The sequence below is a fragment of the Nostoc sp. genome (assembly GCF_036919555.1).
In the GTDB taxonomy this organism is placed as follows: domain Bacteria; phylum Cyanobacteriota; class Cyanobacteriia; order Cyanobacteriales; family Nostocaceae; genus Nostoc.
The window spans coordinates 1-18,392 of sequence record NZ_JBALCS010000094.1; the positions used below are offsets into that span (position 1 = coordinate 1).

The window sequence follows — 18,392 nt, forward strand, 5'->3', positions numbered from 1 at the left end:
TCACTCATGAACGACAGTTTATACTACAGTTTCTTGGTTCTGCTTGTCAGAAATATTATCTACTTTGTTGAGCAACCTGCGGAATGTAGGTTTAATCCCTCTCTTTGGTAAGGAGAGGGACAGGTCTTACGTAGCAAAACCAATCTTTGAGGTTTCTTTGGGCGATTCGGTTGTACAGATGTACGCTCCTATAGCCGATTCATATATTGCTAATGTTACTTATCTGCCGGAAAATTCACAACTCTAGGTGGAAGACTGTTTTCGGTAGTTGGTTGTGCTTTGGTAACTACTGGTTGTGGATGCAAAGGTGTTGGTGTCAATTCACCCTTACCAGTTTGATTCCATAAAATCAAGGATAGTAGCCCATCCACTAAGCCGTTATTGCCGCCGTTACCGCTAACTAAGACATCTGGAATCAAGCGGACATTGCGATCGCCGATAATCTGCATTAGTTGCATTGCTGTATAACCTTGGGAACCCAAAGCTTCCACACCAGCACTGTATGTTTCAGCTTTGGCGTTACCTGTAGCCCGAATACCTTCAGCCTCAGCAATTGCCCGGAGTTTTGTACCCTCAGCTTCACCGTTCGCCTCTTTAATTTGGGCTTGGGCTTTTAGGTCAGCAATATGTACACTCTGCTCCGATTTCACCATTTCTTGCTGGATATTAGCCAGTGCCGTTTCCCTGACAAGCTGCTGCCGTTGGGTTTGCGCCATCTGCTGTACTTCATAAGTCTTGCGTTCTTCTTCGGCAATTTTCCGGTCTGTCTGTGTCTGCATTAGTGATGCTGGTGGCTGAATATCACCAATGAGGGTGTCGATCGCTTGCACGTCATAAGCCCGCAATGCTGTTTTAATATACTCAGCAGCCTCAGTTTGTCGCTCACTCCGAGCAGTCAGAAAGTCTAGTACAGTACAGTTTTGGGCTGAGTTGCGGAAATAATTACCAATAGTCGGTTCTAATACATGGTCTACCAGATTTTGCATTGCACCAACGCGAGAAATTACCTTCGGAGCATCTAAAGCACCCACATGGATAATTTGTGCTACTTCCAAATCAAAGGCAAACCCATCACGTGATCGCACTGTCAAGGAAGCTAGTTGAGCATCATAGCTGTGGCGTTCAGTACGACCTGACCAGTTTAAAACAATGTTGGTCGTTGGCACCAGTTCCATCTTCATAATCCGGGAATTAATCGGGTGCTTTCCAGGATATAGCGGTTCGACCCACACACCCTTATGTCCCTGATTAACCAAGTTACCGTGGGTGAAAGCTGCACCACTGACATCTTGATGCGCCTTACCCACGAAAGAAATCACCACACCCACATACCCAATGGGAATTTCCGTCATCGGCACTTGCTCAACTTGAACAAACCAAGGATTCAAGTTCCAAGAACCAGAAAGCAAGGTCTGCTCTTGTAAGCCTCGCCGTCCACCACCATCAATAAATTTCTGACCATTTTGGAAGTTATTGTGTTCGTCAATTATCGGGCCTGCGAGTTCACCAGCAGAAATTGGTACACCATCTAAGGTGGTGACGATGCCAACTTTGTCAGCTGCCAGACTATACACCCGCAACTGTTCTGGAGTCATGCCATGAGCGCTGGCATTTGCTGCCATGATGACTTTAAACAGGGCAGTATTCATCCGGTACGTACCAGCCGTGAGAAAACCCATTTGCCGCCCTTTTTCCCCACCTTGGGTAAGGAATTTCCGAGCATCTTGGAAGTTGTCACAAGTCACAATTTTACCCAAAATCCGCTCTGGTGGGTTAGATGCTCCATCTGCTGCCACAATCAAAGCGATTTCCCCTTGGGGAACGACAATTACCGACTCTTTCTTTACAGAATATTGCCAAGGCCAATAGCCCCAGTGCCAACCAGGAGCTAAAGTATCTGCCTGTAAGCCAGCCTCCCCCTTGAGGGCAATCAAACTTCCGGCGGGGAGTCCATGCCCAGAAAGGGTAAATTTCCTCACCACAATGCCAACTTCACGTTCGCCAATCACTACCAATCCGCCAAAGAATAGGGGGACGAATATGACTAAACCGCCCACAAGTACGATGGGAATCAGTACAAAAGCATCAATTCCAGCAGCTTGATATTGAGTCCTGCTAGTTTGTAACTGGGCAATATTTGGTTTGCCCTGATTTAGCTGGACAGTCGCCGAAGTGATTTCTTTTGCAGTAGTTATTTTTACTGAAGTAGCATTGCCAGAATGAATACTACCAGCGTTCGTCAAAGACGTTGGCGCAGCGATCGCTAGCGTTGCTACGATAGATGCTGCAAAACGAGCGACCTTATTTTGTTTACGTGTACCAAGCAAAGATGAAAAGCTTTTCATAACTTGTGCCCATTTGGACAACTAATTAGTTAAGTTAACACTTCATCAAGGCTGACCTCGATTTCTTAAACTTGGTGTAATTTTTTTAAAAGTTAATAAATATTTTGTAGGTTGGATTTGTAGGTTGAACATTGCCCAACCTACAAAGTTGAAATAGAAAGTTCAATTAGAGTAAACCGCCGGCGGCTTGAAACCGAGCGCGGGCGCGTTTGAAGGCTTGGGTTGCCTGAATTTGGGCTTGGCGATCGTCTCCTGTTACTTGATTCAGACGCGCTTCTGCTTGGTTGTAAGCAGCACGAGCTTCTTCAAGATTAATTTTGTCGCCACGTTCAGCGCCGTTAACCAGAATTGTCACTTCATTTTGTTCGATTTCGGCAAAGCCACCCAAAAGAGCGATGGCTTGCCAATTCTGATTTTTAGCGGCACGGACTCGCATTACACCAGTATCCAGGGCGGTTAAAAGTGGTGCATGTCCAGTTAGAATACCTAGTTGACCAGTAGTGCTAGGCAAAACGACTTCTTCAGCTGGGGCATCCCATACTGTTTTATCTGGGGAAATTACACGAACGGTTAATGTCATTTGTCTTTTGTCCTTTGTCCTTTGTCCTTTGTCATTTCTTGTTTGTCATTTGTGTCTTTCGCAATTGCCATTAGTCATTAGCAGTTGAACTAATGACTAATGACTAATGACCAATGACCAATGACCAATGACTAATGACTAACCTTTCATTTTTGCAGCTTTGGCGATCGCTTCGTTAATATCGCCAACCAAGTAGAAAGCCTGTTCTGGCAGATCATCCAACTCACCAGACAGGATCTTTTGGAACCCTTTGATGGTATCTTCCAACTTCACGTACTTACCAGGAGAACCTGTAAATACTTCTGCCACAAAGAAGGGCTGAGACAAGAAACGCTCAACTTTCCGGGCCCGCGCTACAACGAGACGGTCTTCTTCAGATAATTCATCTAGACCGAGAATGGCGATAATGTCTTGGAGTTCTTTATAACGTTGCAGAGTTGATTGCACTGCCCGCGCCGTATTGTAGTGTTCGTCACCGACAATGCTGGGCTGGAGCATGGTGGAAGTTGAACCAAGGGGGTCAACTGCGGGATAAATTCCCTTAGCTGCCAAACCACGAGATAGCAATGTTGTACCGTCCAAGTGGGCGAAGGTGGTAGCAGGTGCGGGGTCAGTGAAGTCATCCGCAGGTACGTACACTGCCTGAATGGATGTAATGGAACCCTCTGTAGTTGAGGTAATCCGCTCTTGCAGTTCACCTACGTCGGTTCCCAAGGTGGGCTGATATCCCACCGCTGAGGGCATCCGACCCAGTAGGGCGGATACTTCTGAACCTGCTTGTATAAACCGGAAGATATTGTCAATAAACAGCAGCACATCCTGCTTGCTCACGTCTCGGAAGTACTCTGCCATTGTCAATCCCGACAGACCAACCCGCATTCTCGCTCCGGGTGGCTCGTTCATTTGACCATACACAAGAGCAATCTTGGAATCATTGAGGCTCTCGTTATTGATCACCCCAGACTCAATCATTTCGTTGTAGAGGTCATTGCCTTCACGGGTGCGCTCACCCACGCCAGCAAAAACTGATACTCCGCCGTGCTGGGTAGCGATGTTGTTGATCAACTCCATCATGATCACGGTCTTACCAACACCAGCACCACCGAACAGACCAATCTTCCCGCCGCGTCGATAGGGAGTCATAAGGTCAACAACTTTAATCCCAGTCTCAAACACCGAAGGTTTGGTTTCCAGGTCGGTGAATTTGGGAGCAGAGCGGTGGATAGGTAAAGTTGCTTCAGCATTTACTGGGCCCCTGTTGTCCACAGGTTCGCCAAGGACGTTGAAAATTCGACCCAAAGTAGCTTTACCAACTGGCACGTTAATGGGAGCGCCTGTATCGGTGACTTCCAAACCACGCACTAAGCCTTCGGTGGAACTCATCGCAACAGTCCGCACCTGATTGTCGCCCAGCAGTTGCTGTACTTCAACAGTGAGGTTGATTTCCTGTCCAGCTTCGTTGGTGCCAATAATTTTCAAAGCGTTGAAGATTTGTGGCAATTTCCCGCCGGGAAATTTAACGTCTACAACTGGGCCAATGATTTGGGTAATGTAGCCAATGTTTGTTTTTTCTGCGGTTGTGACCATGCTGCGCCTAATGATTGAAGCTAGATTTCAGATAAGGTCGGAGAAGACATAAAATTAAGCAATGTCACCTTTCACTGTAGCACCGGATGGAGACATAACTCCCTTAGTAATTCCTTAAAAAGCAGCTTGACTGCTGCGGTTGCAACCCTCATCCTGACAAGCTCGCCTAAACGAGTGGATGCTTTTTCTTTATCCAGTTAACACCCTAGCTTTTCACTCATCTCATTTTTAAGCTGCGATCGCTCTAGTTCAAGCTGCTTAAATAGCGGCAATTTCCCCTAAAGGCTGTACACCGTTACGCGTGTCAACACAAAAAAATACTGTGTCTGACGATCACAGACACAGCGGATATCACAATAACCTCAGGATAAATTTAGGCTTTAGGTGCGGTGTTATTTTGCTGTTTGCGCTTTAGGGATGAAGTCGCACCAAAGATACCGAGTGCTAAAATCTCTAATATAGTAGTAGGTTCGGGAACACTTTTTGTTGGTAGACTAGAGAAAGTACCACCTTGAATAAACACAGCGGAATCATAAAGACTATCTCCTACATCTGCAATTACCAGTTTAATGGTATGGTTTCCAGCACTCAGCCCTTTGGCGCTAGCAGTAAATACTTTAGTGAAACCATCATATTGAAGAATGGGCCGCTATCTGAATAGATCATTATTGATAAAAAACTGAGGATTCTGGGCGTTAGTGCCTAATGGGTTGCCACCGTTGACATTATTAATGGAAACTGGCTGTTACCAGTGTTTTCCTCACTTGCTTATTTACTTAGATTATTCGGGAATTTATTTAGTGGCAATAGTTATTGCGTATATTCACATAATAATTATATTTGAAGTTAGATTAAATAACAGCTACAACCTAGATGTGATGCGGCTAACACACGCAGTATTACGTAAATATTTGACTAAAACTTTGTAAAATTAAGTTGTTACTTTAAAGTAAGTTTATCAACGTAATTATGCATAAATTTTGAATATGATGTAATTTCAAAATCGAAACGAAGCTATTACGACTTGTTTGACGCGGCGGGAATTAGTTGGAAGAAAACATATTCCAGATATAGAAATTTTTGTCGATGCCTTCAATGGTGGTGAAATAATATTTGCCCAAGATTGCGAGGGACGGCTGTCTCAACTTTATTAGCAACCTGTGACGCTACAACCAGAATTTTTAGCTGTAGTCAGTCATCGGCAATTTTTGGCAAGGATGCTGACAAATTTAAAATTTATTTACCTCAAACAACAAGAGTTAGAAAAAACGCTAGCAGCAGTTGAACGAATTTTGTTACTGATTCCTAATTTAACTTTAGAATTGCGCGGTCTGATCTATATATCAGCTCGGTTACTACCCCCAAGCCGTAGACGACTTAGAAAATTATTTAGCAAAAGTTCCTGATGCCGAGGATGCATCTATGATTCGACGGCTACTTGCTAAGTTGGGTAAGAATGGTTGAATCAAGTAAAAGGGACAGGGTGAGAAAGATACAATAGCTTTGATTGCAACTTAAGTATCAAAATCAAAAAAGCTGTGTCAGCAACATTGACACAGCAGTGGTAAGCAGGACTTAAACATTTTTGAGAGATAAACAAGCCTCAAACCCATGCAAGGCAAGGGAAATACACCAAGTACTCAAAAATGACCCAAACCCAGATATATCAATAAACCAAGCAAAACGATGTCAAAGTCTATCTATATATGGATTTGAAACTTTTTTCTAGGTGTTTTTTACCTAAATCCCATTAGTTAAATTAAACGGCTTAAATAAAAATTGATGCTTATGCCTTAACTGCGGCTTGTTGTTTACGCTTGCAAAGAGAGGTAACGCCAAAAGCACCTAAACCTAAGATACCCATAATTGAACCAGGTTCAGGAACTGATTTAGTCAACGTCACATTGTCAAGCAGCAATCCAACATTATCTGTGCCAATCCCCTTGAAATCTAATGTGGCACTTGTTACATTGGCAACGGTAAAACTTCGGGTAAAGTTTGTAAACGCTTGAGATCCGAGTAGTGAGAATGTTTCGCTAAACAAATTACCCAGAGATACGGTGACAGAATCAGTCACATTATCTCGTTGGTTCCCAGCAAGCTGGAAGCTGAGGTTAACTATGTTTCCTGCTTGAAAGTTAAATGTTGTTTTAGATGTCATTGTACCAGCTTTACCTGTTGATCCATCCAGATCCACATATAGTCCGTTAGCAGGAAGGAAATCATAAAAACCAACACTTCCAATCAAGTCAACACTTCCGTTTACAACATTCCAGTTGGCAAAATGATCGTAATTTAAAGCAGTGCTATTTTCTTGCTCAAAACTATCCTGTAAGAGGGTTGTAACTGATGCTGCGCTAGCAGAATTTGTAGTAGCGAATCCGATTGCTGTCAAGGCTATTAATGCTATACCGATTTTATTTAAGTTTTGGAAAACAATTGATTTATTCATGATTATACTTTCTTCAAAAATTCTAAAGGTGTGTATTCTTCCAAACGACAATTAATCACTGTCGATTAATACTGATAAACTCAACTGTGATTGCATTCAAATTTTGCAGCAAAATTAGGTATAAACTCCCCCTGTAATCAGTAAGGGTTTAGCCTTTCGCTACGAGCGCAGATATAAGCGCTAGTTAAAATGACTAGAATTTTGAACTTAGCTTTTGTCTTCTAGTTATTTAAGGAGGTTATTATCAGTGTTTTCCTCATTTTCTTATTCACTTAGATTACTAGCAAATTTATTTAGTGTCGAGAATATTTGCGTGTATTCACATAAGAAATACATTCCAAATTAGATTAAATAGCAGCCAAAACCTAGATGTAAGGCGACTTATATACGCAATATCAAGTGAATAATTGACTAAAACTTTGTAAAATTAAGTTTATCGAATAGTCCAAAGAAACCTCACCCTAGTTTTACTACGCAAAACCTGTCTCTCTCCTTGGTAAGGCTACGGTGTACACACAAGTCCAAAAAACCTAGTTTGATGAAGCTTGACTCGTTCCCAGGCGGAGTCTGGGAATGCATTCATTGAGGCTCCGACTCAGTACCGTACTTATTTCATTCAAATGCGTAAAATCGTGGCAATTGAGGGTTGAAATTTAAGCGCATAGGCGCTTTGCCCTCCCACAAGGTAGGAGCGCAGAGGCACGCAGAAAATTTGCTACTAAAGTTAGATCCGTTTATATTAACTCAGACAGATCGCTGACTTTGTGCGATGGAATCATGGGTAGGACAGCATCACCAAACCTTGTCCATGATAACTAGATGGAAAATTAGGGATTCACCTTTCGGTAGATTTAGATAGAATCATCAAAACTGTATATTTGGATGGAGTAACACATAATTTGCCACAAAACCTCATGCCAAATCAGTAATTTAAATCTCAACAGATGAAGTTTTAATTGAATTCTAATTAATTTGTTCCTTAAGTTCCTCATAAGCCATGACATCCCCTGAGCCTCAAACTGATTTTGGAGACAAACCTCCACAAACCTCATTTGAGCCACCTTCTGGAAAACGGCGGTGGCTTTGGCTGTTTTTAGCTGCACTACTATTGTTAGGGGGCGGAGCATTTCTAGTTTGGCGTTTGCTGACTCCGCAAAATTCAGCACCTTCAACCGCTAACGCTCAACCTTTAGGGGTAAGAGTCAAAATATCGACAGTACAAAGCGGCATAATTGAGGAAAGTTCAGATTTTATTGCTAGCCTAAAGTCCCAGCGCTCAGTCACGCTCCAGCCGAGGATTCAAGGCCGAGTTACCCAAATATTTGTCAAATCGGGAGATTTAGTCGCAGCAGGAGCGACAATTCTCCAAGTAGATTTTACGTCACAAGCAGCGATCGCTCTTAGCAATCCTATGCCTCAAGCATTTTTAGTGCAACTGGAAAGTGCCCGCGCTGCACTCAAATCTTTGGAAGCAGAACGACCATCCTATGTTACTAATGTGCAGCTATACCAGCAGAACTACGAAAAGTATGTCATCCTAGCTGAGGAAGGAGCCATATCTCGACAGACTCGCAATCAGTATGCTGATAGGCTTGCCACTGCTAAGACTAGTCTTGATGCAATTGATTCCAGAATTCAAGCACAACGAGCCACCATATTGCAAGCTGAAAAAGCTTTGCAGCAAGGTAATGTAAATACTGAAAAACCACAAGTCCAACTTCAGTACGACAAAATTATCGCTCCCTTTAGTGGCACGGTTGGCGACATCTCCGTGAAAGTTGGTGATTTAGTTAATACTTCCACACAATTAGTTAATATTACGCAAAATCGACCTTTAGAAGTCAATATCTCTGTACCACTACAGCAAAGTCCCCAATTGCGTAAGGGAATGCCAGTAGAGGTCATGAGCACACAAGGCCAGAAGCTTGGTAGAAGTAGGGTATTTTTCATTGCACCTAACGTCAGCAATGAAACACAAGGGATACTGATCAAAGCTCTTTTTAACAACCCTAACGGTCAGCTACATGCAAATCAATTGGTAAGGGCTAGAGTGTTCTGGAATCAGCGCCCTGGAGTTTTAATCCCCACAACAGCAATGACTCGTATAGCTGGGGACACTTTTGTTTATGTAGTTGAAACTGAAAAATCTCCCCAAGGTGTATCCCAACAAGTAGCTCGGCAAAAGCGAGTGAAGCTAGGCGAGATCAAAGGTAATAATTACCAAGTTATTGAAGGATTACAGCCAGAAGATAAAGTTATTATCTCAGGATTGCTCAATCTCAGGGATGGTGTTGCGATCGTTCCAGAATCTTAATTAAACGTGAGTTCGACGGCTTATATACTGTCCACTTAATTAGCTGAGTGACATGACTCCGACCACCAGGATGCGGAGCTTCTAGAATCACTTCAAAGATTTCTTAGTTGCTCCCTTACGGGTTTTCGACTTTGGCCCAGACTGATATATCTCAGTACAAAAGCAAACCGTCTGCATAGGCGTTTTGGATTCCCGACTGTCCATCGGTACTAATTAGTTAGTATCTTAACATATTCGTGGCAAATGCAATGCTGGTAAATATAAAGCCGTGCTAGAAGCACGGGGTTTTAAACCCAACTTTTCGATAAAAAGACTTTTAAGAGATTTTACTACGCAAAACCGTCCCTCTCCGAGTCGGAGAGGGACAGACTTGAACTTTAGTTCAAGACAGGGAGAGGTTCATCGAACTCACGCTAATTAAGGAGAGTGGAGAGCAGTCCTCAAGATTGTCTCCTACCAATACCCAAAGAAGAGTGTTAGCTATAGCACTTCGCCTTTGGATAGAATACACTCTGACCTCTCTCCTAAAAAGAGAGTATTCGTGACAGTTTAAGATATAATTCGTTTTGTCAATAGTGATTATGCTGTAAATTATCCATACTATCGAGTATCTATCTAATTAAGCTTTATACTAAGGTTTAAGGATAAGAATAAACGATGATTTTAAATATGACGGATGCGTAGAGGTAGCAACGCTTTCTCTACCAGACGATATGCGAACGGCATCGCAGGCTGAAAATTTGTGTTTCCAACCTCGCTTTTGACTAAATTTTAAGCGTCATTACTTATTGACAAATAGTTAATGGACTTAACCTGTCACCAACGGCTAAAGGTAAGCAATTACTTGATTACATAACGGAGATAAACAATTATGTCAGTGCAAATCATCCAATCTAAATGTGGTTTAGTTTTAACTTGTCTACTTGGACAGATAATATTGTTTGCTGCGCCAGTACAAGCTGGAGTGCAGGGCAAAAGCTACAGTGTCAATGTTAGTTCTAGTCGGGGAGATCCTTTTACTGCTTGTTTTCAATTTAACATCAACGGTATCCTACACTTTCTTGGGCAAGACGCTACTTATAACGTTAGTAACGATCAGACAAGTTGGCAAGCAGTCACAAAACCACCTTCACCAGTAGTAAGTATCGCACTTAATGGTGTAGTAGAACAAGGAGACTCTGTGATAAATGGTACTGCTATGAATTCCAATAATACTACTTTTACATTTAATGGAACACTCTTATCTCAGTCAATATGTCCGGCTGAATTACCGATAAGTCCAGGAAATCTTCAATTCGGGGTAAATCGAGAAAATCCCTTCTTACAATAACAGTACTTTAACGGTAGATAATCACTTTGGTGAACCAAAATAAAACTAGATTACTCTATGGCATCTTTAACAGGAGAAGTTGCAATTATCACTGGTGCATCGCATCGTAATTGCCCATCGCCTAAGTAAAATCTGCAATGCCGACCGCATCTATGTAATGGAAACGGGTCATATCGTGCAGGTCGGTACTTTTTCCAAATTAATCACGTAAGAGAGGCTGTTTCTCCGACTGGTAGCCTGACAGTTGAATTGACCGAACAATTCGCAATTCGCAATTGCGGACAAAATTGGAAATTGAAACATTGCGGATACAGAGCAACTAATTTCAATTATGAAAAAAAACTTGCACACGTAGTATCAATATTTAAGCCCCCGCATTCATGCGTGGGGTGTTAATTGCGAATTGGAAATGACCTCACTTCAGCAGCACTTAATTATGTATATAATATTACACTTTTAAAATTCGGATCAGTTTGACTAGGGAAGTAAACTAACTTTTCTATGTCTTCTGAAAGAGTTGGCAAGCGTTCCTCCCCTTTATAATGTGCTTTTGCACTTATGTGATCAACGCAAGTAATACCGCTTTTTAATTTACTGGCATATATTTACAGTTAGGTAAAATCAGGTCTATAACTCTTAATAAAAAATTACGCAGAGCAAACTCATGACACAGCCTAACTCACAAGATAAAAACAGCTTTCTTTACCCTCGTAGTCGATATTATGGGAAATTCCAGCCAGAGAACTTAGTGTTTAATGCCAATCTCCAAGAATTTGCCCAAAAAATTACTTACATTACTTGTCTAGAAACGGCTGGAAAACTGTCTCAGGAAGAAGCTTACCAGCATATTAGGGCGCTTTGGAAACAGTTAAAACATAGTAAAAACGAACTGGATATTGGTGTAAATAAAGAAGTTTAAACTTTTAATGCTATGTGTAACTTATTTAGGAGTTTCACCACTGCTCTGAAGCGCATTTGATTAAGTCGAGTTCAATCAGCAAAAAGACATATTACTTTTTGATTTCAGTAGATTTAGTAAGCAAAAAGGCATATTGCTTTCTCAAAATGCCTGTTTGCTTCCTCATTTCGGTGATTCAGCAAGTAAAAAGGCATATTGCTTTCTCAAAATGCTTGATTGCTTACTCATTTCGGTAGATTACGCATTCATTTTGGTGTATCTAGTCAAGTTAACGTAAAAAGGACGGTTAAAAACCTTCTAGCAAAGTCCAGAAGTAGCCATCTGGCGCAACAAAAGAAAAACTCGTCTCGCCAAATTCATTAGGAATGATGTCTGTAACTTTTTGTACAGTACTTGCCTTGATGCGATCGCAATACTCCTGTATTCCCTTAACCCGATAGGTATATAAAGACATACCTAAGCTACCTGGTTGGGCTGCCTCAAAGCGCGATTGTAAATTAATATCTTCTGGGAATCGAATGATATAAAGCCTACCACTGCGCGCAGCCATCAAGTCAGACTTAGAAGAACGGGGATCATCAAAGGTAGTGACAATAAACTTTTCACCAGGGTTAAGGTCAAAAATATCTCGACCTGCTGGCGAAGATTCATAGCTAGTTTCGACATCATCACGCACACGCAGCAAACCCAAAACTTCTTCATAAAACTTCAGGGTTTCTTTGCTGTCATCTTGAACGATGATCCCCAGATGGGTAAACTGACTAGCCTTGAGAGCAGCATTATGGTTAACTTGTCCGTAATGCGGTAGTGTATAGCCAAACCGTTGAAATAAAACCTGTCGAGCTAAGGGTTGGAGTAGCAGCATTTCTCGCACACCAACGGCTGGCTCAATAAAAGGACGGCTTTTTCTCTCTTTGTTGTAGATGATTTCCCAATAAGGGTTAGAGTGCCTAATAGGCAAACCTGCGGCTTTTGCATCCTCTATATGATTTAAAATATTTAAAACATCCGCCGTTAAGCTTGTTGCCCAGCGATTTCCCTTAATTTTCATGGACGCAATTCCCAAACCTTCATGGGTGGGGTTTTGCCAAACCATCAGCCGAATCAAACCATGATCTGCATTTTGGTGATAGAGGCGGATTGAGCGTAAAGATGAATTCACCCCATATAATTGATGGGCGACATCTGCGGTTAATTCGCCCACTTCACCAATGCGATAGCCAAATTGCTCCCAATACTGAATTGCAGAAATTGGCTCTGGGATGCCGATACAAGCTTCATAAATCCCTTCAATTGCGATTTGTTGTTCTTGAGTCATAATGAGTGTTGAGTTTCCTCGTTTCCAATCTATCTATGGAGTAGCGAACAAGTAAGCTGCGTAGCAACTAAATTTATTTTTAACGTATCGCGTAAGTCCCCATCTTCAAGGTACTCTTAAGATGGGGATTGTGAGCGGGTGATGAGGATTACATCTGGAATTGATTTTTTGCTTATGCAAAAACAAATTCCAGATGGATGACCGAAGAGGCAGGGGAGAAAGATTCTGGAATTCCCCTGCCAAAAGGGGTCTCATGTCATGTCCGCTTGATTGCTTATTAAACCCGAAGAACCCCACCCCGCCGGCGGGGTGGGGGATTGAGGGGTGGGGGTGGGGTGCAATGACTATGGGAATCACAACTAATTACCCGGACATGATATCAAGCCCCTAAATTTATTTATCCCAAATCTTAAATATTTATTTCGAGCGGAGAGTGCAACGAGAAATAATAGGCGGAAGGTTCAGCCGTCTCTGCTGTAGGAGGGGAGATAAGTCCTAATCTTGGGCGAAAGTCTAAGTTTAGGCACTCCCCTATGAGTATAGAAGCTCCTAGTTCAGCCGCAGGCAACTAGGAGTAGTTCACAATCTAACTTTTGAGAACAATGTTTACTAGGAAATTAACACCTTTTGGCTGTCGATGGACTCACAAAATCATGTAAATCTACATCCCAAATGCTGATGTAAATAAAATCACATTTTTGGCGGATAATCTGACCCTTGACTGAGCCATTCTTAAAACTAAAATTATCCCAATGGCGCTGTTGTACCTGTTTGAGTCCCTGCTTAATTTCTTCAGTAGCTTGCCCATCTAACAATCCATTCAAGGTAGTCTCCATTACTTGCGGATCTACGGATTGGGCAAAAGATACCTCAGTTTGACGCAGCACTTTAGAATTACGATCAAATAAGTAGCCAAGGTCAATTTTGTCTGGTACTAGTTTGTAAACTACAGCACGAGTATTGCCCCACGCGCCTTTTAAATCTTTACTTCGTTTGCCGAGGGTAGCTTCGACGATGTTTCTTGGTGTACCTGTAGGGAATGCCGGAACGCTTTCTCTGCCGGTAGTGGCAGCTAATTTACTGCGCGGTTTGTTGTGTGGTCTGGAACGCGTTTCTGGTGTGGGATTTACCAACGCAGGCATCGTCTGATTCTCGGGTTCTGGTTGTGGTGTGGATACTGGTGCTGGAGTATCTGAAATTACAGGTTCTTTTTCTGGTTGTGGTGTGGATACAACTGGGGGCTTAGAGGTTGGCAAAGGATCGGGAATTACTGGCTGTTGTGGTCGTGAGGTCGGTACAACTAGAACTGGAGAAGTTTGGGAAGAAACAGGCGGTTCGGGAGATGCAGAAGTGGGAGGCAAAGATTCAGGTGATGGGGTGGGACTTGTGGCAATAGTTGTTTCTGGTTGTTGCTGACGAGTGATGCTAGAAATTGCGATCGCACCAACTAAGCCGCCTACTACCAAACTACCAACAATCACAACAGGTTTTTGCCAGTTTCCCCTAGAGGAAGACGGGGCGATCGCCGAATTATTTTGCGGGGAATATAATGGCTGGGTTTGTCGAGTCGATATTGTAGTGGGAGACAAGCTTGTGGAATTAGTTTCAGTAGATTTTGGGGGAATATGGCTAGTAGACTGCAAGGCATATAGCATTTTATTAGCAGTGCTGTAGCGATCGCCAGCTTGAGGCTTAATTGCTTGATTGAGTACCGCCGCAAATTGGGAAGAGACGTTAGGGGCGTGCTGCTGCCAAAGTATTTCCCCAGTTTTCAGATCAGTTAGTAGTTCTTGCGGGTATTTGCCAGTCAGCAGATAAATCGCCGTTAAACCTAAGCTGTAGATATCAGTGGCGTAAACTGGGCGGCCAACGGCTTGTTCGCTAGGCATATATCCAGGCGTACCAATGACGACCGATCGCGTCGGATGTCCTGGAGAATTCACCACTGAACGAATTGTTTCTTTGACTGCACCAAAATCAATCAAAACGGGCTGGCCATCAACAGAACGGAGAATGATGTTATCTGGCTTGATATCCCGGTGAATAATGCCTTTACTGTGGACATAATCTAAGACTGAAAGCAGACTCAAGAGAATTTGCCAAACAGCAGTTTCACTCTCAAATCCTTTGGCTTCGACAATTTTTGTCAGGGTTTGGCCGTGAATCCATTCTTGGACGAGGTAAAACTGCCCGTTCTCAGAAAAGTAGGCGTAGAGTTTAGGAATTTGGTGACTACTTTCACCCAAATACTCCAAGGTTGCGGCTTCCCGTTCAAACCGTTGTTGGATAAGTTGGTAGGTTTGCGGGTCATTATTGGTTATCGGTTTGAGTTGCTTGATCACACAGCGACGGCGAGAAGGCATATGGACATCTTCTGCTAGAAAGGTTTCGCCAAACCCACCAGCACCGATTACCTGAATAACTTGATAGCGATTGTTCAGCAGGGTTATTGTCATGAAAAATTTCAAGCGTAGACACCCAGTACGAAGTCGGAGACTTCCTGTTTTATCCAGGCTTGTCGTCAGACATCTCCCTTTCCAAATTTTAATTGTCTTGGCGATTTTCTGGCGAGTAAGGAACACTTAACCCATGAGGGGGTATAGATTTACCACTTAATCCCAGTAATGCAAATAAAGCTACTAGATATGGTAGCATTGCTAAAAACTGATAAGGAATATTTGCACCAAAAGCTTGAATTCGTAACTGTAAAGCTTCCGTAGCGCCAAATAAAAAACAAGCCAGAGTAGTACCTAAAGGATGCCACCTACCAAAAATTAAGGCTGCGATCGCAATAAATCCTTTACCTGCACTCATCCCTTCTGTAAAAAATTTGATTTGTACCAAGGTGAGATCAGCCCCTCCTAAACTGACAAGACAGCCACTAAGTACTACAGCCGAATATCGCACCTTTGATACTGACACCCCAGCCGTTGCAGTAGCTTCGGGATATTCCCCCACCGCCCGCAAAGTCAGCCCAAAGCTAGTACGAAATAAAAAATAGATACTGAAAGCAACTAGAGTTATCAGTAAATATACAAAAACATCATGCCGGAACAACATAGCTCCAAGTATAGGTATATTCGCCAGACCAGGAATGACCATAGGCTCAATTCCTGGTAATCTTTGACTACTGCTGCCATTAAATACTAACCGCGCTAAAAACGATGTTAATCCCGTAGCGACCAGATTAATCGCTAACCCTGATACTAACTGATTAACATATAAAGTTACACATAAAAAAGCATGGAGTAAACCGACTAATCCCCCAGCGATCAACGCACAGAGAACACCAAGCCAAGGGTTGCCAGTATAAAAGGTAGCGGCTGCACTGGTAAAAGCTCCAGTTAGTAACATCCCTTCTAGGGCAATATTTAGCACCCCCGACCGTTCTGAGTACATTCCACCAAGGGCAGCAAATGCTAGGGGGACGGCTAAATGCACACTAGCAATAAAATAATCAGAATAGTCAATAGTCATTGTTAGTTGTTATTAGTTATTTCCTCTTAACTGTTGCTTTTTGATTCCTTGGTCGTGGTAAACATGAGTAAAATTTTTCAACCATTAGGAATTTGGTGTTTGCATTACTTTTAAGCGTCTTTCTACTGCCAGACTAATGGCAATGAATAACACAGTTAATCCTTGAATTGCATAAACTACAGTCACAGGTACACCAGCACTACGTTGCATGACATTCGCACCACTACGCAAGGCGGCAAAAAATAGAGTTGTCAACACTACACCGCTAATATTACCGCGACTTAAAAAAGCGATCGCAATCGCATCAAACCCATAACCAGGGGACACTTGTTCAAATAAGCGGTACTTCAACCCCATCACCTCAGATGCACCTGCCAACCCGGCTAAACCACCTGCTAACGCCATCACTAGAATGATCGTATTTTTTACCGAAATCCCTGCATAATGGGCTGCTGTGGGGTTAAAACCAACGGCGGCGATTTGGTATCCTAGAGGCGATCGCACCAATAACACCCACAATACTCCAGCGGCCATTAACGCAAGTATTATGCCAGCATGGGCAAGACTTTGGGGTAAGATAATCGGTAACTGTGCTTCTTTAGCAATTAATGGCGAATAAGGACTAGGTGCGCCTGGTGCTTTTAGGGGGTTTTGCACCAAATAGCTAACTAAATTCACTGCAATGTAGTTCAGTAATAAAGTAGTGATAACTTCATTGATTCCCCGCACAGCTTTGAGATAACCGGGTATCCAACCCCAAACCGCACCAAACCCAAACCCAGCGACAAGTGCTAAGGGAATGTGTATAACAGCAGGTATTCCTTGCACATATAACCCGATTAAAGTACTACCCAACGCACCAAGGTAAATTTGTCCTTCACCACCGATATTAAATTGATCAGCCCGTAATGCTACTAATACCCCTAAACTGGTGAATAATAAGGGTGTCATTTTGGTGAGGGTGTTGCCAAACCCAAAGTAAGTAGTTAGGGATTCTTGAAATAAAGCTGTGTAGGCAGTGATGGGATTTGCCCCAGCAAGTAATATGAGGATGACACCGACGATGAAAGCAGAGGCGATCGCAATTAGCGGTGATAGGATTGGTAGTAGAAGTTGAAAACGTTTATTTGTGATCATGATGCAATGATTGCCACCCCGTAAGTCGGCTTTTAGTAAGACAATACCCTGGAAATTTTGTTCTCATGCTGCATATCGATTTAGAAGTTATTTAACGTCCTTAGCCTTAAACTTTCGGTGTAGGAACTGATAGGATTAATCTTAGTTGAGCAGAGGGCTTAAATGTCTAAAGTAGAAGGCTTTAGGGTAAGAAATTATAGAGTTCTTCATGATGTCACCTTGGGCAAGCTATGGAACACGCAGAATGCCAGACCATTAACACCAATAACAGCCGTCATTGGTAAGAATGGTGTGGGAAAAAGTACGATTTTCGACACTTTTAGTTTTCTTGCAGACTGCTTGAAAAATGGAGTAGAGGAAGCGTGTGATTCTCGTGGTCGTGGTGGCTTTGAGAGAATTCGTTCCCAAGGACAAGAGGGAAATATTGAGTTTGATATCTATTATAAAGAAGATCATAATGCCCGACCAATTACCTATGAGCTGGCAATAGATATTGACTCCTCTGGAAGACCTTATGTAAAGAGGGAAAGACTCAGACAACGAAGAAAAGGACAAAGCAGAGGACAACCATTTTATTTTTTAATTCTCAATGAAGGTAGAGGAATAGCATGGAAAGGTGAACAAGAAGGTAAACAATTTGAAGAAGAGGAAGGGGATTTTGATTTGTCACAATTCATAGAAAAAATACAGAAAGGTGAAGCGGAAGAAGAAAGTAAAGAAACTGAAGTAGTTGAACTTGACGATAAGCGAAAACGGGGAATTGCAACTTTAGGTTCACTCAAGCAACACCCAAGAATTTCTGTGTTTCGTAGATTTTTTTAATCTAATTTATAAGGCTAATTCGTGATTATAAATTCCCGCAATTAAATTTGATCTTAAGCCAAAACGTCGGTGACGATTGCGATATCTATCAGACAAAATTTTAAAGATTTT

Annotated in this window: 12 protein-coding genes and 3 pseudogenes; 5 read left to right on the plus strand and 10 right to left on the minus strand. The window is 42.4% G+C overall.

The window, feature by feature from the left end; genetic code table 11:
- Window positions 1–215: 215 nt before the first annotated feature.
- The 4 genes and pseudogenes from V7K36_RS26080 to V7K36_RS26095 all read right to left on the minus strand — a co-directional run.
- Window positions 216–2,345 (minus strand): SPFH domain-containing protein, encoded by a 2,130-nt coding sequence (locus V7K36_RS26080; RefSeq protein ID WP_335120592.1) that lies wholly within the window; start codon window positions 2,343–2,345, stop codon window positions 216–218.
- 166 nt (window positions 2,346–2,511) lie between these two features.
- Window positions 2,512–2,925: an ATP synthase F1 subunit epsilon gene (gene atpC, locus V7K36_RS26085; RefSeq protein ID WP_335120593.1), complete on the minus strand. Its 414-nt coding sequence runs from the start codon at window positions 2,923–2,925 to the stop codon at window positions 2,512–2,514.
- Window positions 2,926–3,063: 138 nt separating this feature from the next.
- On the minus strand, window positions 3,064–4,512 hold the full coding sequence (gene atpD / locus V7K36_RS26090; protein ID WP_334829342.1) for a F0F1 ATP synthase subunit beta: 1,449 nt from the start codon (window positions 4,510–4,512) through the stop codon (window positions 3,064–3,066).
- 373 nt (window positions 4,513–4,885) lie between these two features.
- Window positions 4,886–5,254: pseudogene (locus V7K36_RS26095) on the minus strand (choice-of-anchor L domain-containing protein); the annotation flags it as partial.
- Between the two features lie 310 nt (window positions 5,255–5,564).
- Here V7K36_RS26095 and V7K36_RS26100 point away from each other — a divergent pair.
- Window positions 5,565–5,976 (plus strand): annotated as a pseudogene (locus V7K36_RS26100) (tetratricopeptide repeat protein); the annotation flags it as partial.
- 322 nt (window positions 5,977–6,298) lie between these two features.
- Here V7K36_RS26100 and V7K36_RS26105 read toward each other — a convergent pair.
- A complete protein-coding gene (locus V7K36_RS26105; RefSeq protein WP_335120594.1) occupies window positions 6,299–6,964 on the minus strand; it encodes a PEP-CTERM sorting domain-containing protein in 666 nt (221 codons plus the stop codon).
- Window positions 6,965–7,961: 997 nt separating this feature from the next.
- On the opposite strand from V7K36_RS26105, the gene V7K36_RS26110 reads away from it, so the two are divergent.
- The 3 genes from V7K36_RS26110 (at window position 7,962) to V7K36_RS26125 (ending at window position 11,527) form a co-directional block, all read left to right on the plus strand.
- On the plus strand, window positions 7,962–9,278 hold the full coding sequence (locus V7K36_RS26110) for an efflux RND transporter periplasmic adaptor subunit (protein ID WP_335120595.1): 1,317 nt from the start codon (window positions 7,962–7,964) through the stop codon (window positions 9,276–9,278).
- Window positions 9,279–10,149: 871 nt separating this feature from the next.
- Window positions 10,150–10,608 carry a hypothetical protein gene (locus V7K36_RS26115; protein ID WP_335120596.1) on the plus strand — a complete coding sequence of 153 codons (459 nt, stop codon included), beginning with the start codon at window positions 10,150–10,152 and terminating at the stop codon, window positions 10,606–10,608.
- Window positions 10,609–11,272: 664 nt separating this feature from the next.
- On the plus strand, window positions 11,273–11,527 hold the full coding sequence (locus tag V7K36_RS26125) for a DUF7219 family protein (protein ID WP_335120597.1): 255 nt from the start codon (window positions 11,273–11,275) through the stop codon (window positions 11,525–11,527).
- A gap of 286 nt (window positions 11,528–11,813) precedes the next feature.
- Here V7K36_RS26125 and V7K36_RS26130 read toward each other — a convergent pair whose 3' ends face one another.
- From V7K36_RS26130 to V7K36_RS26145, 4 genes are all read right to left on the minus strand, one after another.
- The gene (locus tag V7K36_RS26130; RefSeq protein WP_335120598.1) at window positions 11,814–12,845 is read right to left on the minus strand and encodes a VOC family protein; all 1,032 of its coding nucleotides are present in this window, start codon (window positions 12,843–12,845) and stop codon (window positions 11,814–11,816) included.
- A 617-nt stretch (window positions 12,846–13,462) separates the two neighbouring features.
- Window positions 13,463–15,301: a protein kinase domain-containing protein gene (locus tag V7K36_RS26135; RefSeq protein WP_335120599.1), complete on the minus strand. Its 1,839-nt coding sequence runs from the start codon at window positions 15,299–15,301 to the stop codon at window positions 13,463–13,465.
- Window positions 15,302–15,389: 88 nt separating this feature from the next.
- Entirely contained in the window at window positions 15,390–16,322 is a 933-nt protein-coding gene (locus tag V7K36_RS26140; RefSeq protein ID WP_335120600.1) for an ABC transporter permease, read from the minus strand.
- Window positions 16,323–16,406: 84 nt separating this feature from the next.
- The gene (locus V7K36_RS26145; RefSeq protein ID WP_335120601.1) at window positions 16,407–17,459 is read right to left on the minus strand and encodes an ABC transporter permease; all 1,053 of its coding nucleotides are present in this window, start codon (window positions 17,457–17,459) and stop codon (window positions 16,407–16,409) included.
- A gap of 162 nt (window positions 17,460–17,621) precedes the next feature.
- On the opposite strand from V7K36_RS26145, the gene V7K36_RS26150 reads away from it, so the two are divergent.
- A complete protein-coding gene (locus V7K36_RS26150) occupies window positions 17,622–18,281 on the plus strand; it encodes an AAA family ATPase (protein ID WP_335120602.1) in 660 nt (219 codons plus the stop codon).
- A gap of 6 nt (window positions 18,282–18,287) precedes the next feature.
- Here the strand turns inward: V7K36_RS26150 and V7K36_RS26155 are convergent.
- Window positions 18,288–18,392 (minus strand): annotated as a pseudogene (locus tag V7K36_RS26155) (IS5/IS1182 family transposase); the annotation flags it as partial.